This is a genomic window from Arthrobacter sp. alpha11c, assembly GCF_054149985.1.
Map to the genome: position 1 here is coordinate 3,643,026 of NZ_CP196747.1, position 25,712 is coordinate 3,668,737.

The window sequence follows — 25,712 nt, forward strand, 5'->3', positions numbered from 1 at the left end:
CCACATGCACCTGTTAATAAGGTATGTAGTGCGCGGCGGGATGTGGATTCAGGAGTCCCGTTGCTGCTGCTTGATGCGGTTTGTGAGCTCCGTGACCTGGTTGTAAATCACACGACGCTCGGCCATCAACTCACGGATCTTGCGGTCGGCGTGGATGACCGTGGTGTGGTCGCGTCCGCCAAGCTCCTGTCCGATCTTTGGCAAGGACATGTCGGTGAGCTCACGGCAGAGGTACATTGCGATCTGGCGCGCAGTGACGAGGGTGCGCGTACGGGACTTGCTGCAAAGCTCTTCCATGCTGAGCTTGAAGTAGTCAGCGGTCTGGTCAAGGATCTGCTTCGCGGTGATCTCCTGGGCGCCGTCGTCTGTGATGAGGTCCTTGAGGACCATCTCGGCGAGGGCCACATCCACCGGCTGTCGGTTCAGGCTGGCAAAGGCAGTGACGCGGATCAGGGCACCTTCAAGTTCCCGGATGTTGCTGGAGATCTTGGAAGCGATGTATTCCAGGGCGTCGTCCGGTGCCGACAATCCTTCGCTGAGGCCCTTCTTGCGGAGGATGGCAATGCGCGTTTCCAGTTCCGGCGGCTGGATGTCCGTCAGCAGGCCCCACTCGAATCGCGAGGTCATCCGGTCCTCGAAGCCCGCCAGCATCTTGGGAGGCTGGTCGGAGGTAATGACCACCTGCTTGTTGGCGTTGTGCAGGGCGTTGAACGTGTGGAAGAACTCTTCCTGGGTCCGGTCTTTGCCCGCCAGGAACTGGATGTCGTCGATCAGCAGCACATCAACGTTTCGGTACGTGGTCTTGAAGCTGGTGCCTTCGTCATCGCGGATCGAGTTAATGAAGTCGTTGGTGAACTCTTCGGAGTTGACGTAGCGTACGCGGATTCCGCTGTAGAGGCGGCGGGCATAGTGGCCGATCGCGTGAAGCAGGTGCGTCTTGCCGAGCCCGGAGTCGCCGTAGATGAACAACGGGTTGTAAGCCTTGGCAGGGGCTTCGGCTACTGCAACCGCGGCCGCGTGGGCAAAGCGGTTGGAAGAACCGATCACGAAGGTGTCGAAGATGTACTTCGGGTTCAGCCGGCCGAATTCATGTGAGGTGCTGGGCGGTGTCGGCTGAGGCTTCGGCTCTGCGGCCAGGTCCGGCATCGCGGAAAGCTCGACGGCGGGTTCCGGCTCTTCGTGGATGGGCACCAGATCGGTGTCAACGTCGATCGCACAACGGATGTCATCGGAAAAAACGCTGCGAAGGGCATCGTCAAGTGCGTCCTTGACCTGGGTCTGCAGGACTTCTCGGGTGAGCTCGTTGGGAACGGCGACCAGAAGCGTGGAGCCGATGAGGCCTTGAGCCTGGGCGAGGATGACGAAACCGCGCTGGCGGGGTGTGACCCGGTCGTCCTGTTCCAGAAGGCTCAGCACCCTGCGCCAGGAACTTCCGACAGTATTGGCGTGGTTGGCTTCGTCTACTGTCATCAATCAGTTCCTAAATACTTGCTTGCCGGCGTTGCTGGCAGCCGAAGTGTCTCCGACTGGCGATGTTTCCGGGGTTAATCCACAGAGTTATGCACAGCGGGTGGACAATGGGCTACTGAGCCACTCTAGGGGATGGAATCGCTAGAAGATAGCTGGGAAGTTGCTTGTGGATAATTACACCGTTGTGGTTCTGATTTGGGCCTTGTGAGCCACTTCATCCACAGGCTGTGCAGCGTCCATTGACACAGCTGTGGATAGCTGTGGGAATGGCTCCCGGTTTGACTGAGGGTGCCTTTTTGCCCTAACGTTGTGAAGTCCTTTGTGTCCGCTTTTGTGATCAGCTGCATCGACGTACGTTTATCGTGCGGCAGGCAGCGGCGGCAGGCACATACAAAACTTAGCGTCGGCCAGTTCTTCCCCTTTTGATCGGGTGGGCGCACCTTTGATCCACTGGAGTAACTAACGTGAGCAAGCGGACTTTTCAGCCGAATAACCGCCGTCGGGCCAAGAAGCACGGCTTCCGCCTTCGTATGCGCACCCGTGCCGGCCGCGCCATCCTGGCTGCACGTCGCGGCAAGGGCCGCGTCGAACTGTCGGCGTAAATAACTGACTTGTCGGTCAGGGTCTTTTTGCGGGTTCGACGGTGCTAGCCACCCCTAACCGTCTGCGGACGTCTACCGACTTTTCAACAACTGTACGTTCCGGCGTCCGCAATGGACGCCGGAACTTAGTGTTATATACGGCCCCTATTGGGGCCGCGGAGCCGAGTCGAATCGGCTTCATTGTCTCCAAAGCCGTCGGGAACGCCGTGACCAGGAACCTCGTTAAGAGGAGACTGAGAGAAGCAGGCGCACTGTCCTTGCATACGCATGGAACGGGCCTGGCGGTCGTGGTCCGGGCACTGCCCGCAGCTGCATCTGCCAGCTGGGAGCAACTGCTCTCGGATTACAACGCCGCATTGGCAGTGACGACGAAGCGACTGGGTGGATCAGTTCCACGCAGCGCTTCGCCAGAACACAACGGCACCACAAGGGAAGGGACACCGCGTGCATGACATAAGCACCGCCGTCGTTCCTTCCTCAGGTGACCCCTCTGGTTTAAGCGACCCCGCCGGCAAGGTTCCCCACGGGAACCTGTTGGCGGCGGTAGGCAAGTTCATCTGGGACCTGCCCCGAAACATCCTGATTCTCCTGCTGAAGATGTATCGCAAGGTCATTTCACCCCTGTACGGCCAGGTTTGCCGGTTCTTTCCGTCCTGCTCGGCATATGCCCTGGAAGCGGTGACGGTGCACGGCGCCATGAAGGGTAGCTGGCTCGCAGCCAAGAGGCTCGCCAAATGCCATCCTTGGAATGCCGGCGGAGTGGACCATGTCCCCGCCGGCCATCGTCATTGGCCCGAAGGCCAGACGCCCACAATTGTTGTACTGAACAACCCGGACCAGTTCCTGGCTGCTCAGGCTGATGAAGAAGGCCGCACTGCGGCCTGAGGAAAATAGGGATATCTTATGGATGACTTCTTTGGGACAATCATGTTCCCGTTCAAGTGGTTGGTGTCGGTCATCATGGTTGGCTTCCATGACGGGCTGAGCTTCATCGGCATGCCCGCCGCCAACGGGTGGACGTGGACCCTCTCCATCATCGGCCTGGTGTTGGTGATCCGTGCCGCCCTGATTCCTGTGTTCGTCAAGCAGATCAAAGCCCAGCGGGGCATGCAGTTGCTGCAGCCTGACTTGAAGAAGCTGCAGACCAAGTACAAGGGCAAGACCGATCAGCTCTCCCGCCAGGCCATGGCACAGGAGCAGATGGCCCTCTACAAGAAGCACGGCACCAACCCGTTCTCCGCATGCTTGCCCATGCTGATACAGATGCCGTTCTTCTTCGCCCTGTTCCAGGTGCTGTCTGGTATTTCGACCGCCAAGAACGCCGGCCAAGGCATCGGCGCGCTGAGCCACGAACAGGTCATCGAGTTCGATCAGTCGAGCATCTTTGGTGCGCCGCTGTCAGCATCGTTGCTCCACGGTGGGGCACCTGGTACGGCAGTTGCCGTTTGGACGCTCTCCATCATCATGATTCTCGCCATGACTGCCTCGCAGTTCATCACGCAGAAGCAGATCATGGCCAAGAACATGTCCGAAGAAGCTCTGGCAAGCCCGTTCATGCGCCAGCAGAAGATGATGCTCTACATCCTGCCGCTCGTGTTCGGTATCGGTGGTATCAACTTCCCCATCGGTGTCCTGATTTACTGGACCACCACCAACCTCTGGACCATGGGGCAGCAATTCTTCGTTATTCGCCGCATGCCCACTCCGGGCTCGCCTGCCGCGAGGGCACTGGAAGAGCGCCGCGCCGCGAAGGGCCTGCCGCCGCTGCTGGGTGGCAAGAAGAAGGACGACGACGACGCCGAGGCTGCCGCTGCTGCCGCTGCGGCCGAGATCAGGGCCCAGCGCGTCCAGCCACAACGTAAGAACAGGAAGAAGAAGTAATGTCTGCTGAGAGCACTGAAGATGTAACTGCCGCCGAGACCGAGGAACAGGACGACACGCAGGAAGAGTCGCTGTCCAAGACAGCGAGCCGCCTCGAAGAGGAAGGCGACATTGCTGCCGACTACCTCGAAGAACTTCTTGATATCGCTGACATTGATGGCGACATTGACATTGAGGTCCGGAATGGCCGTACCTACATCTCCATCGGAACCGACGAAGAGTCCGCTGCCCTGGATAGCCTCGTAGGCCGGGACGGCGAAGTTCTCGAAGCGCTGCAGGAACTGACCCGTCTGTCCGTCCTTTCGGCGACTGAAAGCCGGTCCCGTTTGGTGTTGGACATCAACGGCTACCGCAAGGAACGTGCCGGCGTGCTTCAGCAGATCGCCGAAGACGCCGTTGCCAAGGTCAAGGAATCCGGTGGGACCGTTGCACTGGAACCGATGAGCGCCTATGAGCGCAAGATCGTTCACGACGCCGTCGCTGATCTCGGATTCGTCTCCGAATCCGAGGGCGAGGGCGCTGGCCGTCACATCGTGGTCTCGGCTGACTAGCGGCTCATGGTTGAAATTACCGCAACAGAACTGCAGGCAGCAGAGAAGATCTTTGGGGAGCGCTTGGATCTCGCCAAGCGCTATGTAGAACATCTGGCTACGTCCGGGACGGAACGTGGGCTGATCGGTCCTCGCGAGATCCCCCGCCTGTGGAGCCGCCACGTCCTGAACTGTGCAGTCATCGAGTCAGCCATTGCCATGGACAGCCACGTGGCAGACGTTGGATCCGGTGCCGGACTTCCTGGCCTGTGCCTTGCAATTGCCCGTCCAGACCTTGAATTGACTCTGATTGAACCTCTGGAGCGTCGGGTCATCTGGCTTCAGGAGGTCGTGGACGACCTTGGCTTGGACAATGTGACCATCATGCGAACCCGCGCTGAACTGGCCGTGGGATTGGTGGATGCGGACGTCGTTACGGCACGCGCAGTTTCCGCTCTTTCCAACCTGGCGGGCCTGACTATCCCCCTGCTGAATGGCAAGGGGGAGGTTGTGGCTATCAAGGGTCGCAGCGCTGCCGAAGAAATTGAGAAGGCCAAGAAGGTCATCCGTAAACTTGGCGGCGTGGAAACGTCCGTTGTGGTTTGTGGACAGGAGCTTTTGGAGGAACCCACCACCGTGGTGAGGATCATCGTCAACAAGCCCGGAAAGACGGGCTAGTCACCGCTCGGTTTCCCGCGTGTCGGCGGCTGAGCAGTTAGGCTAGAGAACGGCAGCAAGCGCCGAATGAGAGTGAGAGTGTGACCAGTGGGCAGTAGCGAAACCTCCACGCAACGGATCCCCCCCTTTATGTCTTTGGGGTCCGCGCGGGCCATGGCCACACCCTCCGCGTCACTTCAATCTGCCATTGTGCGAACGAATTCAGTTGATAATGCTGCCGTTTCACGTGAAACGCTGACGGATGAGGTTCACAACGTGATGGACTCCATCGATGATTCGAGCCCTATCGCTCGCCAACTGGCCAACGAGACGCGCCGACGCGAGCGGCTGATTGGACGTGAACTCCCTAAACCTGATCGGACCCGGATTTTCACGGTCTCCAATCAGAAGGGTGGCGTTGGCAAGACGACCACCACCGTCAACATTGCGGCTGCTCTGGCGTCTGCCGGCCTCAACGTCCTGGTGATTGACATCGATCCCCAGGGAAATGCCTCTACAGCCTTGGGCATTGAGCATCACGCAGATGTGGACAGCATCTACGACGTCCTGATCAACGATCTTCCGTTGAAAGATGTAGTGGCTCCGTGCCCTGATATTCCCAACCTGATCTGCGCTCCTGCGACCATCCACTTGGCCGGCGCCGAAATCGAGTTGGTTTCATTGGTGGCCCGTGAACAGAGGCTTCGCCGCGCCATTGACGTCTATTCCAAAGAGCGGGAGAAAAATGGTGAGGGACGTTTGGACTTCATCTTTATCGACTGCCCACCCAGCCTGGGTCTCTTGACTGTCAATGCTTTCTGCGCCGCCAGCGAGGTCCTGATTCCCATCCAGTGCGAGTACTACGCCTTGGAGGGCTTGAGCCAGCTCCTGAAGAACATCGAAATGATCCAGAAGCACCTCAACGCTGACTTGGTGGTTTCGACGATTCTCCTGACCATGTACGACGGCCGGACCAACCTCGCAGCACAGGTGGCCTCCGAGGTTCGCCAGCACTTCCCTGAGCAGGTTCTAGGCGCTGTGGTTCCACGTTCGGTACGCATCTCTGAGGCGCCGAGTTACCAGCAGACTGTCATGACCTATGATCCTTCATCGAGCGGCGCGTTGTCCTACATGGAAGCCGCCGCCGAAATCGCTGAACGCTAGAATTCTTGAAACACTGCAACAGCCTGGGCGGGTCCGCACTCGGCTATTCCATCGGAGGGATGAATCAATGAGCGAAAAGCGAAGGGGCCTCGGCAGGGGTCTTGGGGCTCTCATTCCTAGCTCGCCCGCGGCTGCCCAGGGAAACGGCGCTGCGCCCTCCCGCCCAGTGGATCTGTTCTTTCCGGAAGCCCGGAAGACAGCAGAGCCGATGGAAGCGCCCGACGCGACGGCTCCTGCACCTACGGCCGACTCCGGGACATCGAGTGCAGCTGGCGGTTCGCGTGGCGGCGCTGCGAAGGCAGCATCCCAGTCCGCTTCCACGGCACCTGCCGCAAGTAAGTCGGGCGAGACGAAACCCGCGGCATCCAAGCCAGCCACTAAGCGCTCTTCATCTACCTCGGTGAAAACCGCAGGTGCAGAGACGAGTTCTTCGGAGTCTTCCGCTTCTGCTGCACCTACTCCACCCGAGGTGGAGTTGGTTGAAGTTCCGGGAGCGAGATTCGCTGAAATACCGGTGACGGACATTCATCCCAACCGCAAACAGCCTCGATCCGTCTTCGATGAAGACGACATGGCCGAGCTAGTGCACTCCGTCAAGGAAATCGGAGTCCTCCAGCCAATTGTTGTACGTACTTCAACCGAAAAGGGTGGAGAACCGTACGAGTTGGTTATGGGTGAACGCCGCTGGCGTGCAGTCCAAGCCGCTGGACTGGAAACAATCCCGGCCATCGTCCGTGACACCACTGACGATGACCTACTTAGAGACGCGTTGCTGGAGAACCTGCACCGCAGCCAGTTGAACCCGTTGGAAGAGGCAGCCGCCTACCAGCAGCTCCTGGAAGACTTCGGAACTACGCATGAGCAGCTGGCCGATCGCATTGGTCGGTCCCGTCCTCAGGTATCAAATACACTGCGTCTTTTGAAGCTTCCGCCGTTGGTGCAGCGTCGTGTGGCAGCCAGCGTCTTGTCAGCAGGCCATGCCCGGGCTCTCTTGGCGTTGCCGGATGCGGCCGCCATGGAGCGGCTTGCGCAGAAGATCGTCGCTGAAGGTATGTCTGTCCGGGCCACTGAAGAGGCCGTAGCCCTGTACCAGGACCCAGCTACGCCGGCCAAGAGCGCTATTCCTAGGCCCAACGCCCGGCACGAGCGACTGGACTACCTGGCCTCCTCGCTATCCGACCGCTTGGATACGAACGTGAAGATTACACTGGGTGCTCGCAAGGGCCGCGTCAGCATCGAATTTGCCAGCGTAGAGGATCTCAACCGAATCATGGATGTTTTGGGACCAGGCTCTGAAGACTAGTTTTTTCCTGACCAACTGAAATGGGGTTTGCCTTGTGGCAGGCCCCATTTTTTTGTATCCCGAAGCGTCTCTTTTGTTCCCAGCACAGATCGTTTAGTCGGGTGGGAGTTTCGATCAGACCGCCCGTTCGTGTGGATGGTTTCACGTGAAACATCAGTGGAGGTACTCTCGGACCGCCGAGGAGCATTGTTTCGGCTTCAGTCAAGGTATGCCGTACGGGGAGTAGATATCCCATTCGTTTGCCTAGGGTAGATGCGGCCGGCGATTCCGGCGTTCCCTCCTATGCATATCTCAAACGACAGACTTCGCTTGATGTACTCCGTTCGCGCATTAGTCCCTGAAGATACGAAATCGGTCTTCGGGCGCCAAAGTCTTGGAGGCGCGTTCTACCTGGGGCGCACCCTGATGCACGCGTAGTGCCGATCGGGGCGCCTGCAGCGTTCTTGGAGAGGACCACTCCGTTTCCTGAGGCGATCGGCAACCTCTTTGACGAGCGATGTTTCACGTGAAACGGGTACGTGAGGAAGCATTCAAGTAGCCCTCATCCTACCCCCCGTTCTGCCCATGGTTCTGGACTTGTAGGCGCAAATTTCTTGTCCTGTAATCAGGGAAGACGGTGTTTCAATCAGTTAGGTGCATGCGAGCCAACGGAAGCGAACCATCCGTAGTGTCCTGGTGACGCTGAGATTCCTCAATGTGATGGTGCCTTGATTGCTGTTTTCCCTGCGCAGTTGCGATGCACGTCTACAGTTCGCCCTTCCGCCGTTGGGAGGGCAGACCTCCCCTGGGGCTGTAGCCTTCGGGCTCATGTTTTGGTTGTGTTTACAAGCCCCGGAGCGGCCCGGCTCTAAGGTTCGTTCCGCAGCTTGCTGCGGCGGCGGTTCAAGTTTGTTCTGTTCGTTCGCGTCGAAGTGTCTTGCTCCACTTGGCTTTGTTTCACGTGAAACCGTCCCTCTTTCCTAGAGTCTCAGTTGGATGGAACATCCTCCCCTCGGCGGCGGTAGGCTCAGGGCGCTAACTGAAAGATGCAATGCAGGGAACCACCCGCTCCATTTAGCAGTGTGATCGCCGGAGTTTTGGAATCCCTGAACTGTTTCACGTGAAACGCACAGACCCCTCCCCCGACTGAAGGGGGCAGAGGGTGGTCACCGACCAGGTGGCGGGGATGGAACAAGTGATCAAATTACAACAGTGTTGTTCGTGCCCCCGGTTCGTTCGAAGCCCGCATCGTGGAGGTGTGAACGACGGGCGCCAATTCCAGCACTCGCCATAACTGGAGAGTACTAGATACTAGGACAGGTATATCTCTGGTTCTGGCGCCAGTTTTCTGAGACATATCTCTCGGTTGAGTTAGATCGTTGCTTCATAGACTAGTCATCCATTTCAACGACCCGCGACCTCACGACCTAACGGCGCCTGTGTGCTCGTGTAACAGGTCATTGAGTAATGGGTCTGGACAGACAGGGGCCTACTGGCGGTGCGAGGAGCTACCGAGCCTGACCTGCTGTCTGATGGCGTCCGACCGGTGGAAGCGTCGAAATTGATTCCTTTCTCGAACGCACCGGCGGGTCTGAAGATGGGGACTTCAGAGTTTCCGTCATTAGGATTTTCTCCTGACACTGGGGCGCGGTGCAAACATGTCTTGCTCCCTCGCCTGCTGCGGCGCTGTATCAGCTAGACGTGCTGCTGCGCGCGCTGTCCCGGGCCGGCGAACGGCCTATTCTCATGGACCGGGCTGCCTATTCTCATGGACCGCGAGTCCCCGACCTAAAGAGAAGAAGGTGCCAATGTTCAATGAGGCTGGAAGGACCATTGAGGCCGCCAAGCGGTTCGGCGCATTGTTAGGAAGAAATCTCCGCTGACTGCTCCCTCTCGTCGACGCTCTTCCTGCCGTGATTGTGGAGCGCGATGCCCGGCGCTACCGATGGGAGAAGCTGTGCGCGTCGGCCACCTTACCCCTTCGTCCACAGCACCAATTCCTATACGGAGCTTTCTGGCTGGTCCAACTAGACACCGCTTCCGCGGGTTGACACACAGCAAGGCCAGGCGGTGGAGCCACTGAGTAGCGCTGGGAGTCCTCCTGCAGCCCACGTGGCCCTTCCTCCGCGTGCCATGGACGCAAGGCCGTCTTGCGTGAGCCATGCGCCATAGCCAAGCCTAGCGTTGGCCCATGGATTGAGATGTCTTCCTGATAGATCTGATGTTGTACGTTCCCCTAAATTGGGCATGCGCCGCTTCCCGTCGCCGCTGTAGTTCGAGCTGTGCCGGTCCAGCCCCACGGCCCCTTCAACGAGATCTTCAACGAACAATGCGCGGCCGTCGCCAGGCGGTCAATGGGGATACTGCTTGTTTCACGTGAAACATGATCCAGCGTCTGCAGCACGTTTGCGGGGCGGAAGCAGGCGTAGAGCGAGCATGTGAATTCGACAATTTGTGCAGTGGATAAGCCTGTGGATAACTTTGGGGATAAATATGTTGATGTCTCGGGCGGGTCCGCTTCCAGTAGCGTGCAGCTTCCTTGGGAGCAAGAGCTACGATGGGGCGGCTCCAGCCTGACTTCCTGCCACATGTTCCACGTGAAACGATCCGCCGCTGGAACGGGTGTATTTCATGTCACATGATCCCAAAACCCTTTGATTTGCAGGAATTTCGCGCACTTAGGGGCGAAGAGCGAAACCTACTACGTGCCCGCCTTCGTTGTCGCACGAAGAAGTCGAAGTTGGGCGACCGCTATCAGCCGTCCGAAGAGCTGTGCAAATAATATGTGGATGGCCTGATGGTCGGTGGATAAGCTTGTGGATAACTTTGTGAATAACCTTGCCCGCTTTCCCGGCCTCTGTCTCGCTGTTGCCTTCACGCAACAGGGTACTTGGGGAGCTCCGCTTGATTAGTTGGCATCCAGGATGCGTCTACGAAGCGGCTGCCGCGCATGCGATCCAGCCGGGTCGATGCTGAAGGCCTCCTCGTCGCTCTGTACTCCGGCGCGTCAGCATCACTGGAGACTCACGATCCATGAGGAGTGATGCTGCAGAAGGGTCAGATCCAAGCGCCGACTGTGAGCAGGGACAGCTTTGATCCGATGTCTGTGTACAGGACAGAACATCATTGGAGACTTAGGCAGAGTGCGCCGAAATTCATAGTGCGCCTGATCGGCCGCCACTGCTCTGCGGAACACTATGTGTGCCCCTGTAAGTTGCCGTATCGCGGCTCCCTAGTAGTTCAGAGAGGAAGCGCATTTGCGGCGACTCGACGAGTTCGCGGTATTCGTCCGGGCATGGCAGGGGCACAGGTGGGGATTTACGAGGGTGGGCTGGTTGCCGCAGTCCTCGGGACTGGGGCTGCTGTCGGAGCTGGCTGCGCTCTGCCCATGCCGGTCTCTGGGTCGTCGGCAGCTGGGCATGCTCCCTGGCAACATGCAGTAAGACTGTCAGGTTCCTGACTATGGTCCTCGGCTCCTCTCGTGTTTCACGTGAAACAGGGCGCTCTCCACACGCTTGTCGGTGCCATGACATGAAATGGAAGGCTTGGTTCCCCTGCGTGAATTCCCAGTGCACCCGAGCACTCCGGGGGCTACTGGTTCCCTGGCTCAGACAATGGAGGAGGCCAGCCTCCAGCAGTAAGACTTCATTTGAGGAGATCGTCTCCCCTCCATTCCTGAGTTTCGTCGAAGTTGAGTGGAAGCATTCGGCCGGAACGACTTACAGAAGGGCGGCCTTCCCGGCCTTCGCGATAGGAGCCACAGTCTGTAGGCCATCCGTCTAACGCCGAGTCAGAGAAGGCGGCGGATCTTTCTCGGAGGAGACAAGTGAAAGAGCGGGTCACCATTCCTGGATGGTGCTCGTCCCTCGAGGAGCCCTCGCTATCCCCCGAGTATGGCTCTGTTGTAGTTAGCCGCGACTCCTTCGCTTGGGATTTCGTGTTCATGTGGGGCTAGGCCAGAGCTCCGACAGGCCGGACCATGCAGCTTGACGACATAGGCAAGGATGCCGTGGTCGTAGATGCAAATACGGGAGCGGCAGTCATCGATCGCAATGTTTCACGTGAAACAGATCTCCGAGGCAGGACAGATCGTTGTTCCGATCGGGCTTGGGCCTATTCCTGCCCAGGCACATGGACAGAAGGCGGAGTTTTCACTGCTGGCTGAGTGGCAGTAAGCGCCGAACCGTGGGCGGAGTCTGTCAGCCACCATCGGCGGTCTGGGATCGAGCGCTCACGAATCGAACTTCGACGAGAGTATTCACACGAGAGTTGGAGTGGTGCCTGACTGGAGCCTCAAATTTTCACGCACGTCAGGGTCCAGCCCTCAGGGAGCGGAAGGCAGAGGATGGCCCCCAAAGCCCTCCGCTAGGACGTATCGAGCCTCGGGTTCCATTGCCCTTCGGAGTGGTTCACATGAAGCTTGGCGTGAAGGAGCGGGGTATTCGTCGGTAGAACGCACGGTATCGAAGTGAGCTGCCGCTCTCAGGCTATGTCCATACGCTGCGGGCTACTCCTAAACGGGAGGAGCGCAGTCAGCTATTCCTCCAGGCATGCGCATTCACACGAAGAACAGCACCGATGATACTTGCCGGAGGCCGGCATTATATCCAGAGGGCACTGTCCTGAGGGTCCTGGATGACGCTCCACTCGCGTAGCCAACTTTCATACGCAGGTACCGCATCAGGTAGAAGAGCACTTGTCTGAAGCCAGTAAACTGTGGGTGCGATCACCAAGGCAACGTAGATCGCCCTCCTGCCGCCGGCCATTCCGAGTGGGCCATTTGTCATGCTGTGAAGAATCACTGGTTATGTTCTTAGTGCGACTGTCTCCCTATTAGGCGGCTTACGCCGAGTTTAGATCCGTAGAATGATCAATTTCCATCTCGCTACATGAGTGCGTTTCACGTGAAACATAGCGAGGCTGCCTAGTCCGATGATGAATCCACAGTGAGAAACCGCAGCTTCGGTCGTGAGCGACGACGGCATGGGAACCGCAACTGAGAGCGAAGTGGAGCCGTTTCACGTGAAACATCTCCTCTGCGTCCTTGAAGGGAACAGGGCAGCGACGAAAATGTCGACAGGTCGCGACCGGGATGCTCCTAAGGAGGTGAGCAGCATGAACTCGCCGTCCTAAATGTCGATTCTTTCCGCAAGCGGGGCGAACGTGCAACGAGCAGCAACGGAAGGAATTGAACACGCCCCCCACTAAAGCGCTTGAGACCCTTGGGTGTTGAGTGACATGACCGCCAGTTCCTCGGAGGGCATTGAGCTCAAGGCCGAGGCTCAGTGCTATCGGGCTTCGGACCGCTACGAAGTGACAGATGCAAACGATGCTGGTGATTGGGAAGGCTTTGTATGAACTTCTTTGGCATGTTGTCCTCAAAAAGGATCTCCGGCCTCGACGAAAATATCCGAAGTCCACAGACACTGTGACACCAGATTAACTCGGTCACGCACGACTGATGGCTTGCATCAACGGGAGCTTCCCCGTCGGCCTAAGAGTGAGCTGAAATTTGCGGCCCGGCGTCGGAGTTAGCTTTTTCCGGTTCAACATGTCTCCGAGGGGAACGAGCAACCTGGGCTCATCATTCGACACGGATACTCTCCATGGGTCAGTCGGCCGAGACCTGTGGGGATGTGAGAGAGGGTCCGCCGTAGGGGGTGGGGATGTGAGAGAGGGTCCGCCGTAGGGGGTGGGGATGTGAGAGAGGGTGTGGCGGGTTGGGCTGGGGATGTGAGAGAGTGACGGCCGGTGGGGGGGTGGGGATGTGAGAGAGGGTGCGTATTTGCCTACCCCAGTAAGGGGAACACGCATCGAGGAGTTCGGAGGACATGCAAGGCGTGTGGCGCAATCAGACCGCGAAAAACAAACCGTACTGGGTGCAAATTGGTTAAAAGCAAAAAACCGGCGACTCCCACTCCTTCAGGAGGGACAGCCGCCGGCTTTTACTGACTAACTAAGGGAACCTAGGACAAGACGTCCGCGAATTCCTTTTCGAAGAACTGCTTTGGCTTGGCGCCGATGACGGTGCTCTTCACTTCTCCCCCGCTGAACAGGTACACAGCCGGGATGGACGTGATGCCGTATTCGGCGGCGATGGCAGGGTTGTCGTCGACGTTGAGTTTCACGACGTCAACCTTCTCGCCGTATTCAACGGAGATCTCGTCGAGGATCGGGCCGAGCTTGCGGCAGGGGCCGCACCACTCTGCCCAGAAGTCCACGATGACCGGCTTCTCGGAAGCCAGGACGTCCGTGCTGAAGCTTGCGTCAGTTACGTCTTTAGCGTTGCTCATAACTTTTCCCTTCGTATGGTTGCTGGTCTGGTGAAGCTCAGGAATGCAGGTCTGCGAGGTAGTGCTCGACATCGAGGGCAGCCACACAACCGGAGCCCGAGGCCGTGATGGCCTGGCGGTAGGTGGGATCGATGACGTCGCCTGCGGCGAACACACCCTTGATGTTGGTACGGGAAGTCCGGCCTTCTACGGCAATGGTTCCTTCGGGGGTCAGATCAACTTTCCCCTTCACGAGTTCCGTGCGGGGATCGTTGCCGATGGCCACGAAGACGCCGGTGACGTCGAGTTCAGATTCGGTACCGTCCACCAGGTTCTTGAGCTTGAGGCCCGTGACCTTGTCTCCGCCGAGTACATCTTCCACAGCAGTGTTCCAAACGAAGTTGATCTTCTCGTGCGCCTGGGCACGATCGCCCATGATCTTGGACGCCTTGAGGGTGTCGCGACGGTGGATCACTGTTACGGACTTGGCGAACTTGGTAAGGAAGAGGGCTTCTTCCATGGCGGAGTCGCCACCACCAATGACGGCGATGTCCTGATCCTTGAAGAAGAAACCGTCGCAGGTTGCACACCAGCTAACGCCGTGGCCCGACAAGCGCTTTTCGTTCTCAAGCCCAAGCTCGCGGTAGGCCGAACCGGTGGACAGGATGATCGCCTTCGCCTGGAAGGTCTCCCCCGTGCCGATGGTGACCGACTTGATGTCGCCGTCGAGATTCAATTCGGTGACATCCTCGAAGAGAATCTCGGTGCCGAAGCGGGCCGCCTGCTTCTCGAAGTTTTCCATGAGATCTGGACCCATGATGCCATCGGGGAAGCCCGGGTAGTTTTCCACGTCCGTGGTGTTCATCAATTCGCCACCAGCGGTGACGGAGCCGGCAATGAGCAGAGGCTTCATGTTGGCGCGGGCGGTGTAAACGGCGGCTGTGTAACCGGCGGGGCCTGAACCTACGATGATGACGTCACGCACCTGCGATGCGCTGTTTTCTGCAATGCTCACGTGGCGTGAACCTCTTCCTTAGTTGATGCTGCGGCTTTCGGGGCAGCCACCTGACTCAACCCCTGCAACGGTCCAAATATTCCGTTGGATTTGGAGGGCCTAAAACCCACCATCATTCAGGGTACCGTCTGAAGGCGTGGCGAATCGAAGCGGGGACGCCGGATGACTGGTGGCCACATCAGTCACACAGCCTCGCGCACATGCGAAAAGTAAGTAGCAGCACACGTCGTTGTGAGGGCTCAAAACGACATGTGCTGCGAACTAGTTGGGAAAGTTCACCGAAAGCGGAGCTACTGGACCGTGACCTCGGCCAAACGCAGACCAAATCCGAACTGTGTCTTGGGGGCAGCAAGTTTAGGCAGTGTCTTGATGACCACTATGACGTACTGGGTCTGGGTGGGCGCAGCCAGCGGCATCGTCAGTTCCGGGGACGTGAAGCTGTTGGTGCCCACGAGCTTGGCGCCGTCCATTGCGGGGCGATCGTTGGTGTAGACGCTGATGCTTCCACCTGATCCGCCCAATTGGTTCAGCACCACTGACTTGACCTCTGTGGGCTGCTTGAGCTTCACGACCAAGGGCATCTCACCCGAGAGTCCACCCCAGTTGGCGGAAGCGAACTCCATGTCGGACCAGTAACTGGCCGGGTTCCCATCAAATGCTTTGGGAAGGTCTTTGTCGAACGATGCAGCGAACGGGAAATCGCCGAGGCGCGTAATGCCATCGATGGCCGGAGGCGTTGCGGGTGCAGCGGTCTCGCTGGGCGTCGGTTGTTCGGATTCGGTGCCCGCTGATGGCGATGACGCCGTTGTTTTGTTTGAGGCCGCCGGAGCGCCGCTCGGCAGGAGGCTTCCCAGGTTGGTGACCGCCAGGACAAGGCCCACGATCAACACGGCAGCAAGGAGACCGCCTACGAGCCAACGCATGGAGCGCGGCTCGCGTTCCGGGGTTTCGTCCTCGTAGACCTCTTCATCCTCGTAATCTTCAGTAGCAGCGGCCGACGCCGGGAAGCTGGTAGGAGCACGATCGTAACCAGGGTCCGAGCTACCTCCGGTGGCTTGCGACGCGCCGCCGGCAGCGAGGCCGTAGTCCTCTTCAGACCAGAGGGAAACCTTTGGTTCGCCGGCAGGCTCGCCAGTCGGTGCCGGCTGCGGGTTCACGGGTTGTGAAGCCACTGGCTGCGAATTGACGGCTTGGGTAGGCGGCTGAACAGGAGCAACGGGCGTAGTAGCAGGCGAAGCTCCGGACGACGGCGACTGTACAGCCTGCGTCCGCGGCTGGGTACCCGTACTAGCACCGGCACCGGAAGCCCCATTCGCGGCAGCCCCGGCGTCGTGGTTCTTGGACCCGGCGTTCTTCAGCGCGGCAGCGGCAGCAACTCCGGCTGCCCCGGCGCCCGCCGCAGCAGCAGCGAGCTTTCCCGCGAGACCACCCCTTGCCGATGACGGGCTGGATGAAGGCATAGGAGGAAGGTTGCTGGCCTGCGTGGCTGGCGCTTCGTGGGAAGCATCCGATTCCGATTGGACCGGGTAGCCATTTTCGTCGTACTGGATGTACTCGGCTTCGTGCTCATCGTCTTCGTAGAGGCCGTCATAGGTCTCGGGCTCGTACGTGCGGGGCTGGCCGAAGATCTCGCTGCCGAGGGTTTCCGTGAAGAACGGTTCGACGTACGGCGGGTGGGTTGCGACCACGAGATCAAGAAGGTCCGGCGCAGTGCTGTGGTTGGTGATCAGGTACGTGGTGTTGTCGCTGACTCCGAGGTCCAGGATCTGGACATGGCCAGGGCGCTCCCCCGTGGCGACTTCGCGGGCACTCTGTGCTACCTGCTCGGCATTTCCGGGACCGGCAACGAGGATGCTGACGGGGCGGTTGAGGACCTGGTCCACGCCGTCGAGCACCAGATCTTGGTCATGCGAGGTCAATACGGTGGCCGTGACCTTATAGCGGCCGCCAAGCACTGATCCGACATCGATCGGGTGGGACACGTGTTCCTCCTAGGCTGTCCGGGAGCTGCGGGTCCTGCACGCGGTCCGCCCGGCGAGCCGGTTGTACCACTTTTGCAACTACCTGTATTCATTTCTAGCCTAGCCGATTGGCGCCCGCCGCCCATGTTGGCGCCACCGGTTCACTTCTTCCGCTTCTGCCGGGTGTGCTGTCCAGCGTCCCGATTGGCGGGAAAGTAGGGATTGTGGCCGGGGTCGCCTTGGTAGGTTCGCCTGCCTGGCAACGGAACCTGAGGGTGGAACCTTCCTCCCTTGGCCGTGCTCGGTACGTCCTCATCCGGCAGATAATTCGTGCGGGGTTGTTCAGAGTCGGAGGTGCCGGAAACGTCTGCAGTCCTGGCTGGAGTCTCAACGGCGGGTTCGTGCTCAAGCGCCGGGCCGGCTCTGAAGGAGGCAGCATCGAACTCGCCCGAGATGCGAGGAATCAAACCGGTATCGTCCGAGACTGTGGCGCGTGCCGCCGTCGTGGGTTCAGCAGCTGCCCCTGCCACGGCAGGTGCGCCGCGGCCAAAGCGGCCCATCAGCGGGCGCATGAGATCGCGCAGCTCGGTGACGTGGAAGAGCCGAAGCAGGAGCAGATAAGCCACCAGCATGACGGGCCCGACGACGACCACGGTCACCAAGGCAGCCGGCCGGCTGCTCCACGCGAAACCGTCGGCACGGTAGCTGCCCAGGAGCCACAGCGCCAGAGCCCCCGCAATCGCAGAGCCGAGGCCCGCGTAGCCCATGCGGATGTAGGAATTGGCGATTCGCGGACCATCGAGATGGCCCATCATGCGGCGCAGGAACCAGACGCTGATCACCACGGAAAGGATGTTCCCCAAGGTGTAGAGGACAGCGATCGCGTAGATGATCTGGCCCACGGGCAGGAACTGAATGATAAACGCGCCCACCACATAAACGACGGCGAGCAACAGCTGCACATAGAGCGGCGTGCGGGCGTCCTCGTTGGCGTAAAACACGCGCGACATCATGAAGTTTGCGCTCATGAACGGCGTGCTCAACGCCAGGATGGTGAGCGTCTGGGCCAGCATGACGCCGTCCTGGGGCTTCCCGCCGGAGAAGAACATGCCCAGCGGGCCAGCCAGCGCGAACAGCGCCAATGCGCCAAAAACTGTTGCGACAGCCATGGTTCGCAGTCCATGCGAGAGCGCGTCACGCAGTTCGGCCTTGTTGCCATCCTGGGACGCCCGCGTCATGCGGTTAAAGAGGACAGTGGCCAACGACAGGGCAATGATCGAGTGCGGCAGCAGGTAGAGCTGGCTCGCAACTTCAAGGACCGCGTTACCCGGGAGAGTGGAGGCCGCTGTGGTCTGGCCTGAATTGTCCAGCCGGAGCCGTTCGGCACCGGGAATCGTGGCAATTTTCATGACGTACAGGAAGGCCAACTGCCCGACGGCGGCAGTCAGCAACGTCCACACGCTCAACTTGGCTGCCTGGCCCAGTCCAACGCCGCGCCACCCGAAACGGGGCCGCAGGCCCAGTTTCAGCCTCATGACGGGAATCAGCAGGATGGCGGTTTGGGCGATCACTCCGAACGTGGAGAATCCGGCAATCAGGAATGTCTGGGTTGGTCCCCAATTATCGAGTGTGTGCGGATTGGTGTAGTTGGCGCCCAGGATCCAGATGAACATGCCCAGGCCCGCGATGGCCACCACGTTGTTCAGGATGGGGGCCCACATGGCGGGGCCGAACGCACCATGCGCATTCAGGACCTGTGTAAGAAGTGCGTAAAGGCCGTAGAAGAAGATCTGTGGAAGGCACCAGAAGGCGAAAGTGACCGCCAGGGCCTTCTGCTGTTCCGAGTAGCCCTGGGTCGTTAGGTCGATAACGATGGGCGCGGCCAGGGTCACAAGGGCTGTCAGCCCCAGCAGCACCAGCACAGCCAGAGTCAGGAGTCGGCTGATGTAATCAGCGCCGCTGTCCGCACCCTTGCTGGCCTTAATGATCTGCGGGACCAGGACAGCGTTGAACACGCCGCCAGCCACCAACAGGAAGATCAGGTTGGGAAGGTTGTTCGCATTAATGAACGTGTCATTGACCGTTGAACCCAGGCCGAGTGCAGCGCCGAGCATCCACGTTTTGGCGAAGCCAAGGAACCGGGAAACCAACGTTCCGGCGGCCATGATGGCGCTGGAACGTGCTTCTCCGGATTGAACGGACTGGGTAGTTTTGGCTTCAGACATCGCCCTTATCGTCCCATGTAGCCGGGTCAGAGGTGTTCGGGAAGCACTTCCCGTGCCAAATCGGCGATGCGGCGTTCATTTGGGAAGGACAATTTGCGTGCCAACTCCTGGATCGGCACCCATGCGGCATCCACTGCCTCCTGGTCCGGATCATTCTCGATGGTGAGCTCGCCGCCAGTGGCCCGGAGCAGGAAATGGTGGACGGTTTTGTGGACCCGGTGGCCGCTCACAGTGAACCAGTAGTCGATGCTGCCCAGGGGCGCCAGGATGTTGCCCTCGATGCCGGTTTCCTCGGCGATCTCGCGGACGGCAGCTTCCTCGTTGTTCTCCCGGCCTTCCGGATGGCCCTTGGGCAGGCACCATTCAAGCCGGCCACCCCTATTAAGGCGGGCGATAATCGCGACCCGGAGTTCGCCGTCGGACGTGTCTACTACGACACCGCCTGCCGACACTTCCTCCACAGTGGGAAGCGAGGCCTGGACCGGGTGCTGCGGGGCAGGCGCGACGTGGGCGCCGATTGCCGACGGCAACGGTGCGTTCGTCCTCCTGCCAGGAGCGCTCGGGATCGGATTGGCCATGAAGTCCACTCTAACGACTCTTGCCCTCGAGTGATGACCGGGACATGGCCGCAAGATGGACTGCAGGAGACACGGGTTACGGGTCCGTTGGTTTTCGGATGCAACTCTGGCCCAATGCTGCGGAAAAATCTGCCAAGCTTAAGGAACTATGGCGCACGTATTGGACAGCTCTTCAGTTAACTTCACCATCGATCCGGTGGTGCTCGATCTCGGGCAGCGCTTTGTCGATGCCGGCTTCGAGCTGTCCTTGGTTGGTGGACCTGTGCGCGACCTTTTCCTGGGGAGGACCTCCCCGGACCTGGACTTCACCACAGATGCGACGCCCGATCAGACGATCTCCGTCATCAAGAAGTGGGCGGACAACTTTTGGGAAATCGGACGGGCTTTCGGCACGATCGGGATGAAGAAGAACGGCTTCCAGATCGAAGTCACCACGTACCGCGCCGAGGCGTACGATCCTGACTCGCGTAAGCCCGTAGTCGCCTTTGGCAACTCCTTGACGGAGGACTTGCTGCGCCGCGACTTCACCATCAACGCCATGGCCCTGCGCCTGCCGAGCCTGGAGCTGGTGGACCCTTTCGGTGGCGTCCGGGACCTCCACGCCTCCGAACTCGCCACTCCCGGCGCGCCTGAGGCGTCCTTCTCTGATGACCCCCTGCGCATGATGCGGGCGGCTCGTTTCGCGTCCCAGCTTGGCGTGTCGGTTCACGACGACGTCCGGCTCGCAATGTCACAGATGGCCGACCGCATCAAGATCATCTCCGCCGAGCGGGTCCGCGATGAACTGGTCAAGCTGATTAACGGCGCGCACCCGCGCGTGGGCATCGATCTCCTGGTGGACACCGGGCTGGCTGAGTTTGTCCTCCCCGAGGTATCCGCGCTCCGCCTGGAAGCCGATGAACACCACCGCCACAAAGACGTGTATCAGCACTCCCTGCAGGTCCTCGAACAAGCTGCTTCACTGGAAACCGACGCCGACGGTCCCGTACCAGGTCCGGACTTTGTGCTTCGGTTCGCCGCGCTAATGCACGACGTCGGCAAGCCGGCTACGCGCCGGTTCGAACCGGGCGGCGCGGTGAGCTTCAGGCATCACGACGTTGTGGGTGCCAAGCTGACCGCCAAGCGGATGAAGGCGTTGCGGTTCGACAACGAGTCGATCAAAGCCGTGTCCCGCCTGGTCGAATTGCACATGCGGTTCTACGGCTATGGAGACGCTGGCTGGACGGATTCTGCCGTCCGCCGCTACGTGACCGATGCCGGTCCACTGTTGGAACGCCTGCATCGGCTCACCCGATCCGACGTCACCACGCGTAACCAGCGCAAGGCCGACCGCTTGTCCTTCGCCTACGATGACCTTGAGCATCGAATCTCTGCGCTCTTGGAACAGGAATCGTTGGCGGCTGTCCGGCCGGACCTCGATGGAGCGCAGATCATGGCGCTTCTGGGGCTAAAGCCAGGTCCTGTCGTCGGCAGGGCCTACAAGTTCCTCCTGGAAGAACGGATGGAACACGGTCCGCTGTCCCCGGAGGAAGCTGAGAAGAAGCTCTTGGCGTGGTGGGAAGCGCAACCCGAGTCCGCCGTCGTCGAACCTTCAACCGAAACCGCCGCAGAAACCAAGGAGTCCTCATGAACGCCGCGATCTCCCCGCGTCCGCAACTTTGGATCCTTCGCCACGGCGAGACGGAATGGTCCAAGAGCGGCCAGTACACGGGCCTGACCGACCTTCCCTTGACCGTCGAGGGTGAGCAGCAGGCTGTCGAAGCGCGCAAAGTCCTTGAGGGCATCGACTTCGACCTCGTTCTGACCTCCCCACTGCGTCGCGCCCGCCGCACTGCTGAACTTGCCGGCTTCCCGGATGCCGTCCACGAGCCGCTGGCGGTGGAATGGAACTACGGAGACTACGAGGGCGTTAGCTCCGACCTCATCCGCAAGGACAACCCGGATTACCTCATCTGGACCGACGGCGTGCCCAACGGCGAAACGCTGGACGAAGTGGCCGCCCGCGCTGACAAGATCATTGGACGTGTCCTGGAGTCAGGCATGGACAATGTGCTGGTTGTTGCACACGGGCATTTCTCCCGTATTCTCACAGCGCGTTGGCTGGAAATGGACGCCAGGGAAGGTCGCCACTTCATTCTTGGAACCGCCAAAGTTTGCACGCTTGGATGGGATAAGCGGACGCCGGCGATTGTCCGTTGGGGCCTCTGAAACGCCAATTTAGAAAAACTTTTGCTAAATAGCGAATTGCGCTGGCCAAGACTCCTATTCATGGGGTAGCTTATATCTTGTTCCCAGAGCGACCCGCCGGGAACAAGGCGCGCATTACCCCGGTTAATCAGTCAGGACGTAATGCCATAGCGGAAAAGGAGGTTGGGAAAAATGATTACTTTGACTAGCGGATGGAATGTGACCGTCACTGCTACCCCGGCCTCTTGCGCTGATCGACGCCCTTTTTCGAAGGATTTTTCGAAGCGCTGACCACTCCCTGAACCACCGGACCGGCTCCAACGCCGGCGGTCTTCATGGCCACTCGTCAAGGGTGGCATTCTGAGCAGTCAGTTGTAGGCGCAGACCCACGCAACAAGCCGCGGGTGCGCAGTTTCCCCAAAGTTCGGAACCAGATTCTTGTTGGGGACGGCTGCAGGAAGCACACGCAATTGTGCATGATCATTCGCCGCTCCCGTACAGGTCTGCCTACTCCCCTTATTAGCGCTGGACTATTGTGCGCTCTTTTATGCCTTGATTTCTCCTGAATTCAATTGGCTTTATTTGTTGTGCCCAATTCCGGCAATTTCCTGCAATGAAAGGAGGTGAACCACATGCCAAAGCGCCCCAAGGACCTGCGCTTCTACAGGAGCAGCGATGCTCCCAAGGAACGCACGCTGTTCAACGACCAGTTGCTCAAGCAAGGTCGTGAAGACGTCTTCGTCGTCCTGCACCAGATGGGACTCATCCGTTGATGCCCTTCAACCCTTCCGAAGGAGTTTCCGGTGCCGCAGATGCATGCTGAACCACAGGAAGCCCACGCGGCTACGCGTGGGCTTCCCCCTTTTAACTGGGCGATCAGAGCTGCTCCGGTGGCGTTACCCAAGCTGCCTGACTGTAAGCTCGATTTATGCAGGAGACGAAGCCGCACCGGCAGCGAAAACGTGCCCGCTTTGTGGTTCCAAGCCGCAGCGACTCCCTGCTTCGTAACTTCACGGAGGTTGTAGGTGGGCCCGTGGGCCGGCACTCGGCCCCAGGACAGATCTCCCCCGCACCGTTCACGGTTGAACGCGTCCTCGTTATCCTCACCGTGATAGCTGCTCTGCTGGCCGTGCTGGCGAAGGACTATTGCCGCGTCAATGGCTGGGAAACGCCGACACAGTTTTACGCCACGTGCTACTCCGACTTCCCCGAGCTCTTCCGCAACCGCGGCCTGGGCGATGGAGTGTTCCCCTTCTTCACGCAAGGCAGCTTGTTTGAGTACCCGGTCCTCATGGGGATCATCGCAGGCTTGACGGCGCTACTCGTGCCAGGAAAAGGGGTGGGCGCCGAACGCATTCTGGGCTACTTCGACGTCAACGCAACGCTGATCGTTGCCGTATGGATAATTACCGTCCTCCTGACCGCCCGAATGAACAAGCGTCGCCCCTGGGATGCCGCCATGGTGGCCCTGGCCCCGGGAATCGTCCTTGCGGGGTTCATCAACTGGGACATGTGGGCGGTGGCCCTGCTCGCGTTGGCCATGTACTTCTTCTCCCGCGACAAGTTGATCCTGGCGGGAATCTGCATCGGGCTGGGAACGGCCACCAAGCTGTACCCCGTCCTCATTCTGGGTGCCATTTTGGTGTTGGCGCTGCGCAGTGGCCGTCTGCGGGCCTTCTTGACGACTGCCGCCGCCGCTGCTGTTGCATGGCTGGCCGTTAACTTGCCCATCGCCGCAATGAACCCCTCGGGCTGGCGCTACTTCTTTGAATTCACCCAGGAACGGCCCGCCGGATACAGCTCGCCCTGGTTCGCGTTCAACCTCGTGGCCGACCGGCTTCAATGGACCCAACTTAACGCCGCCACTATCAACTCGCTTGCGTTGAACCTCTTTGTCATTGCTTGCGCGTTGATCGGTGCCCTGGCTTTGACGGCGCCTAAGCGCCCGCGCCTGGCCCAGTTGGCCTTCCTGATTGTGGCCGCGTTCATCCTCACTAACAAGGTGTACTCGCCCCAATTCGTTATCTGGCTCATTCCCCTCCTTGCCCTTGCGAGACCGCGCTGGCGGGACTTCCTGGTTTGGCAGGCCGCTGAAGGCCTGCACTGGGCTGCCACTTGGATGTACTTGGGCATGGCCACGAGCGGTGGCTCCGTGCAGCACAACATAGACATGTCCTACTACGTCCTGGCTGTGGCCCTGCACATGGTTGCAACGGCGTACCTGATGGCAAGGGTAGTGATGGATATCTGGGACCCTTCGCAGGATCCCCTACGCGCATTGGGCGAAGACGATCCCCATGGCGGGCCCTTCGAGGGCACCAAGGATTGGCTCAGAATAAACCTTCTCCATCCGTCTACGTCAGTTCTCCCCTGGCGTTCAACGGTTGAGCCTGCCGAACCTGAAGCACCCCGACAGGTGGAGGTGGGTAGCGATGGCTGATGTCGCCGTCGTTGGTTCTGGTCCCAACGGCCTGGCCGCGGCAGTGACCATGGCCCGCGCAGGGCTGGAGGTACATCTGTACGAGGCCGCCGATGCCATCGGAGGCGGAACCCGGACAAGCGAGCTGATCGAGCCGGGATATCTGTACGATGTATGCTCCGCGGTGCATCCAATGGCAGTTGCGTCTCCTTTCTTCAAGGAGTTCGACCTTTCGCGGCGCATTGAGCTGCGCCTGCCCGAAGTCCAGCACGGGACCCCTCTGGACGTGGGCGGAGCAGCCCTCGCTTACCAGTCCTTGGAGCGGACATCCATGGAACTTGGGGTGGACGGCCCAGCCTACCGTCACCTGATTGCGCCCCTTCTTGCGCGCGTCAATGGGGTGGTGGACTTTACGTCGAACCAGTTGCTCCGCCTGCCCAAGGATCCCCTTGCTGCTGTGTTGTTTGGTCTTGCGACCCTCGACCAAGGAACACCGTTCTGGGGACGGCGCTTCCGTGAAGAGGCTGCTCCGGCCTTGTTGACCGGTGTGATGTCCCACGCGTTGGGCTCCCAGCCCTCGCTTAGTTCCACGGGTGCCGGCCTTTTGCTCGCCGTCCTGGCCCACGCCGGCGGATGGGTGGTACCGGTGGGCGGATCGGCAGCTATCGCAGGGGCAATGGCCGAGGACCTCATTGCCCATGGTGGGACCATCCACACCGGTGTGCGCGTGGATTCTTTCGATCAGGTCAGGCCGGCAAAGGCCATCCTCCTGGATGTTGCACCTCCGACGCTGGCACGTCTGGGCGGCGCTGAGATACCCGACAACTATCGTCGGGCATTGGATGCATTCCGCTTCGGGAATGCGGCCTGCAAAGTGGACTACATCCTGTCCGAACCCGTTCCCTGGCTGGCCCCTGGCTTGAAGCGGGCGGGGACGGTTCATGTGGGCGGTTCGCGAATGGCCATGGCCGAATCCGAGAACCTCGTGGACATGGGCAAACACCCAACGGAGCCCTACGTGCTGGTTTCCCAACCGTCCCTGGTGGACTCGTCGCGGGCCCCGGCGGGGCGACACATCCTGTGGACGTATTGCCATGTGCCGGCTGGCTCTGATGTGGACATGGCTGAGGCTGTCACTGCACGGATTGAGCGATACGCGCCCGGCTTCCGGGACGTGGTGGTTGCCTCGAAGACCACGACGGCGGCCGAACTGGCCGTTTACAACGAAAACTACGTTGGCGGCGACTTCAGTGCAGGTCTGTTGGATCTGCGGGGGCTGGTGCAGAGGCCAGTAGTGTCCAACGTGCCGTGGCGTACACCGATGCCGGGCGTCTATTTGTGTTCCTCATCCACCCCACCCGGACCTGGTGTTACAGGGATGCCCGGGTACCATGCGGCGAAACATGCCCTCAAGGACATATTCCAGCTGCCGGTACCCGGGCTCGGCCTGACTGTCGGTTAGGACTTAG

Annotated in this window: 19 protein-coding genes; 13 read left to right on the forward strand and 6 right to left on the reverse strand. The window is 59.7% G+C overall.

The features are described 5' to 3' along the window. Positions 1-48: 48 nt before the first annotated feature. Complete coding sequence (dnaA, locus tag ACTAQJ_RS16815; RefSeq protein WP_431117351.1) at positions 49-1,470, reverse strand: chromosomal replication initiator protein DnaA; 1,422 nt, start codon at positions 1,468-1,470, stop codon at positions 49-51. 464 nt (positions 1,471-1,934) lie between these two features. Here dnaA and rpmH point away from each other — a divergent pair, with 464 nt between their 5' ends. The 8 genes from rpmH (at position 1,935) to ACTAQJ_RS16855 (ending at position 7,607) form a co-directional block, all read left to right on the forward strand. Continuing rightward, complete coding sequence (rpmH, locus tag ACTAQJ_RS16820; RefSeq protein ID WP_011776797.1) at positions 1,935-2,072, forward strand: 50S ribosomal protein L34; 138 nt, start codon at positions 1,935-1,937, stop codon at positions 2,070-2,072. A gap of 41 nt (positions 2,073-2,113) precedes the next feature. Beyond that, positions 2,114-2,524: a ribonuclease P protein component gene (gene rnpA / locus ACTAQJ_RS16825; protein WP_224165931.1), complete on the forward strand. Its 411-nt coding sequence runs from the start codon at positions 2,114-2,116 to the stop codon at positions 2,522-2,524. Between the two features lie 79 nt (positions 2,525-2,603). Further along, positions 2,604-2,957, forward strand: coding sequence for a membrane protein insertion efficiency factor YidD (yidD, locus tag ACTAQJ_RS16830; RefSeq protein ID WP_431120076.1), 354 nt, complete (start codon positions 2,604-2,606; stop codon positions 2,955-2,957). Positions 2,958-2,975: 18 nt separating this feature from the next. After that, a complete protein-coding gene (gene yidC / locus ACTAQJ_RS16835) occupies positions 2,976-3,953 on the forward strand; it encodes a membrane protein insertase YidC (RefSeq protein WP_431117350.1) in 978 nt (325 codons plus the stop codon). After that, positions 3,953-4,504 carry a Jag family protein gene (locus ACTAQJ_RS16840; RefSeq protein ID WP_309930416.1) on the forward strand — a complete coding sequence of 184 codons (552 nt, stop codon included), beginning with the start codon at positions 3,953-3,955 and terminating at the stop codon, positions 4,502-4,504. Before yidC ends, ACTAQJ_RS16840 begins: the two co-directional genes overlap by 1 nt. A gap of 6 nt (positions 4,505-4,510) precedes the next feature. Continuing rightward, on the forward strand, positions 4,511-5,161 hold the full coding sequence (rsmG, locus tag ACTAQJ_RS16845; protein WP_216924406.1) for a 16S rRNA (guanine(527)-N(7))-methyltransferase RsmG: 651 nt from the start codon (positions 4,511-4,513) through the stop codon (positions 5,159-5,161). Between the two features lie 129 nt (positions 5,162-5,290). Continuing rightward, entirely contained in the window at positions 5,291-6,304 is a 1,014-nt protein-coding gene (locus tag ACTAQJ_RS16850) for a ParA family protein (RefSeq protein WP_431117348.1), read from the forward strand. Between the two features lie 67 nt (positions 6,305-6,371). After that, positions 6,372-7,607, forward strand: a complete 1,236-nt coding sequence (locus tag ACTAQJ_RS16855) for a ParB/RepB/Spo0J family partition protein (protein WP_498697807.1) — start codon at positions 6,372-6,374, stop codon at positions 7,605-7,607. A gap of 5,945 nt (positions 7,608-13,552) precedes the next feature. Here the strand turns inward: ACTAQJ_RS16855 and trxA are convergent. From trxA to ACTAQJ_RS16880, 5 genes are all read right to left on the reverse strand, one after another. Further along, complete coding sequence (trxA, locus tag ACTAQJ_RS16860; protein ID WP_216924410.1) at positions 13,553-13,879, reverse strand: thioredoxin; 327 nt, start codon at positions 13,877-13,879, stop codon at positions 13,553-13,555. Between the two features lie 37 nt (positions 13,880-13,916). Further along, on the reverse strand, positions 13,917-14,873 hold the full coding sequence (gene trxB, locus ACTAQJ_RS16865; RefSeq protein WP_498697808.1) for a thioredoxin-disulfide reductase: 957 nt from the start codon (positions 14,871-14,873) through the stop codon (positions 13,917-13,919). 290 nt (positions 14,874-15,163) lie between these two features. Then, complete coding sequence (locus tag ACTAQJ_RS16870; protein WP_498697810.1) at positions 15,164-16,855, reverse strand: ABC transporter substrate-binding protein; 1,692 nt, start codon at positions 16,853-16,855, stop codon at positions 15,164-15,166. Positions 16,856-16,995: 140 nt separating this feature from the next. Beyond that, on the reverse strand, positions 16,996-19,059 hold the full coding sequence (murJ, locus tag ACTAQJ_RS16875) for a murein biosynthesis integral membrane protein MurJ (RefSeq protein ID WP_431117343.1): 2,064 nt from the start codon (positions 19,057-19,059) through the stop codon (positions 16,996-16,998). A 26-nt stretch (positions 19,060-19,085) separates the two neighbouring features. Continuing rightward, on the reverse strand, positions 19,086-19,589 hold the full coding sequence (locus ACTAQJ_RS16880; protein WP_216924651.1) for an NUDIX hydrolase: 504 nt from the start codon (positions 19,587-19,589) through the stop codon (positions 19,086-19,088). Positions 19,590-19,785: 196 nt separating this feature from the next. Between ACTAQJ_RS16880 and ACTAQJ_RS16885 the strand changes: the two genes are divergently transcribed. The 5 genes from ACTAQJ_RS16885 (at position 19,786) to ACTAQJ_RS16905 (ending at position 25,705) form a co-directional block, all read left to right on the forward strand. Further along, complete coding sequence (locus ACTAQJ_RS16885; protein ID WP_498697811.1) at positions 19,786-21,267, forward strand: CCA tRNA nucleotidyltransferase; 1,482 nt, start codon at positions 19,786-19,788, stop codon at positions 21,265-21,267. Further along, the gene (locus ACTAQJ_RS16890; RefSeq protein ID WP_442005263.1) at positions 21,264-21,845 is read left to right on the forward strand and encodes a histidine phosphatase family protein; all 582 of its coding nucleotides are present in this window, start codon (positions 21,264-21,266) and stop codon (positions 21,843-21,845) included. The genes ACTAQJ_RS16885 and ACTAQJ_RS16890 overlap by 4 nt, the downstream gene beginning before the upstream one ends. A gap of 611 nt (positions 21,846-22,456) precedes the next feature. Continuing rightward, positions 22,457-22,597 (forward strand): hypothetical protein, encoded by a 141-nt coding sequence (locus tag ACTAQJ_RS16895; RefSeq protein ID WP_431117340.1) that lies wholly within the window; start codon positions 22,457-22,459, stop codon positions 22,595-22,597. Positions 22,598-22,752: 155 nt separating this feature from the next. Beyond that, entirely contained in the window at positions 22,753-24,264 is a 1,512-nt protein-coding gene (locus ACTAQJ_RS16900) for a glycosyltransferase family 87 protein (RefSeq protein ID WP_498697813.1), read from the forward strand. Then, positions 24,257-25,705 carry a phytoene desaturase family protein gene (locus tag ACTAQJ_RS16905; protein WP_498697815.1) on the forward strand — a complete coding sequence of 483 codons (1,449 nt, stop codon included), beginning with the start codon at positions 24,257-24,259 and terminating at the stop codon, positions 25,703-25,705. The genes ACTAQJ_RS16900 and ACTAQJ_RS16905 overlap by 8 nt, the downstream gene beginning before the upstream one ends. Positions 25,706-25,712: the final 7 nt, after the last annotated feature.

What these genes read in the sequence shown, in the direction of transcription:
- dnaA (WP_431117351.1), bottom strand. Translation starts at nt 1,470, where the DNA reads ATGACAGTAGACGAAGCCAACCACGCCAATACTGTCGGAAGTTCCTGG.
- yidC (WP_431117350.1), top strand. Translation starts at nt 2,976, where the DNA reads ATGGATGACTTCTTTGGGACAATCATGTTCCCGTTCAAGTGGTTGGTG.
- ACTAQJ_RS16840 (WP_309930416.1), top strand. Translation starts at nt 3,953, where the DNA reads ATGTCTGCTGAGAGCACTGAAGATGTAACTGCCGCCGAGACCGAGGAA.
- rsmG (WP_216924406.1), top strand. Translation starts at nt 4,511, where the DNA reads ATGGTTGAAATTACCGCAACAGAACTGCAGGCAGCAGAGAAGATCTTT.
- ACTAQJ_RS16850 (WP_431117348.1), top strand. Translation starts at nt 5,291, where the DNA reads ATGTCTTTGGGGTCCGCGCGGGCCATGGCCACACCCTCCGCGTCACTT.
- ACTAQJ_RS16855 (WP_498697807.1), top strand. Translation starts at nt 6,372, where the DNA reads ATGAGCGAAAAGCGAAGGGGCCTCGGCAGGGGTCTTGGGGCTCTCATT.
- trxA (WP_216924410.1), bottom strand. Translation starts at nt 13,879, where the DNA reads ATGAGCAACGCTAAAGACGTAACTGACGCAAGCTTCAGCACGGACGTC.
- murJ (WP_431117343.1), bottom strand. Translation starts at nt 19,059, where the DNA reads ATGTCTGAAGCCAAAACTACCCAGTCCGTTCAATCCGGAGAAGCACGT.
- ACTAQJ_RS16885 (WP_498697811.1), top strand. Translation starts at nt 19,786, where the DNA reads ATGGCGCACGTATTGGACAGCTCTTCAGTTAACTTCACCATCGATCCG.
- ACTAQJ_RS16890 (WP_442005263.1), top strand. Translation starts at nt 21,264, where the DNA reads ATGAACGCCGCGATCTCCCCGCGTCCGCAACTTTGGATCCTTCGCCAC.
- ACTAQJ_RS16895 (WP_431117340.1), top strand. Translation starts at nt 22,457, where the DNA reads ATGCCAAAGCGCCCCAAGGACCTGCGCTTCTACAGGAGCAGCGATGCT.
- ACTAQJ_RS16900 (WP_498697813.1), top strand. Translation starts at nt 22,753, where the DNA reads ATGCAGGAGACGAAGCCGCACCGGCAGCGAAAACGTGCCCGCTTTGTG.
- ACTAQJ_RS16905 (WP_498697815.1), top strand. Translation starts at nt 24,257, where the DNA reads ATGGCTGATGTCGCCGTCGTTGGTTCTGGTCCCAACGGCCTGGCCGCG.